Annotated in this window: 1 protein-coding gene; it reads left to right on the forward strand. The window is 69.6% G+C overall.

Annotation, left to right across the window (positions count from 1 at the left end):
- Positions 1-827: 827 nt before the first annotated feature.
- A partial coding sequence (locus ABZS77_RS30040; RefSeq protein ID WP_354829698.1) for a hypothetical protein occupies positions 828-1,206 on the forward strand: 379 nt, incomplete at its 3' end.

The raw sequence follows: 1,206 nt of genomic DNA on the forward strand, positions 1-1,206 counted from the left end.
GCCGACGTGGCGTTCACCGCCCTCGTCTCGATCGAGAGCCTGGGCCTGGACGCGCAGACCCTGCTGTCGGCCTGCGCCGCAAAGGCGCGCAAGCGGCTGGGCTAGCTCGTCGAGGGCCGCCCGTGGGCTCGCATCGGCCGGGCTCGGGGTACCGGGCCAACTGCGAGAGGGTCCGGCAACACCTCCACGATCTGGAGTCGATCACGTCTCGACTTGTCGACGGCCGATGGGGCCGGCGGGCTGGCGGGCTTGGCGGGCGACCCTGGCCTGCCTCGGCGTGGATAGATGTCCGGTTTGTGCCTGGTCGGGGCGGCGAGTGGAACGCTATGTGTGTCTCCCGGGCCGGGATACCTCGATACCGTTCCACTGACCGTTGCCGGGGTGGCGGATTGTCCGGTTCGCGCATGGCTCGGCCGGTGAGTGGAACCTCATGTATGTCTCCCGGGCCGGGATACCTCCATAGCGTTCCACCGACCGTCCGGCCGTGGGCGTCGTGTCCGGTTCGTGGGGTGACCGGTGGCATCCCGGCGGTGGAATGGCCGGCGGGTGGGCGTCGTTGTATCCGGGTGAACGACGGAGGACCACCGCCCCGCCTGACGGGGTGCCCGGCCCCGGTGACCGCCCGCCGAGGTGAGCGTGCCTGGCCGGGAATGATGGTGGGCCGCCGGTCGTTGTACATGGTCCCGGCGCGACGAAGAGGCTCTGCCCCGCGCGCCGGATGATCCCCCAAGACTTTCTTTGAGCGCCTGACGGTGCTTGCGCACGCCAGCTAGAGCCGACCCCCGTCGGCGCGGTGGTGCGCCAACCCCCGAATGGAGCCATCCCCCATGAACACGAACACGATGCTGCGTAAGAGTGTGCTGGGTATTGCTGGTCTGGCCTTCACCGGTGGAATCTTCGCCGGCCCGGTCGCCGCGCACGCCGACGCCCGCCCCGTCGAGGCCAAGCCCGCCGCGGTGAGTGTGCAGGGCGCCCAGTCGAAGATTGACCTGAACGACGAGCAGACGGCCAACGCGAAGGCGATCATCGCGGCGACGAAGAAGGCCGGCCTGCCGGAGCGGGCCGCGGTCATCTCGATCGCCACGAGCCTGCAGGAGTCGAAGCTGGAGAACCTGGGTCACCTCGGCGACGCCAACGACCATGACTCGCTGGGGCTGTTCCAGCAGCGCCCGACCAGTGGTTGGGGCACCCCGGAGCAGATCACCA

Source organism: Micromonospora sp. NPDC005298 (genome assembly GCF_040607375.1).
In the GTDB taxonomy this organism is placed as follows: Bacteria; Actinomycetota; Actinomycetes; order Mycobacteriales; family Micromonosporaceae; genus Micromonospora.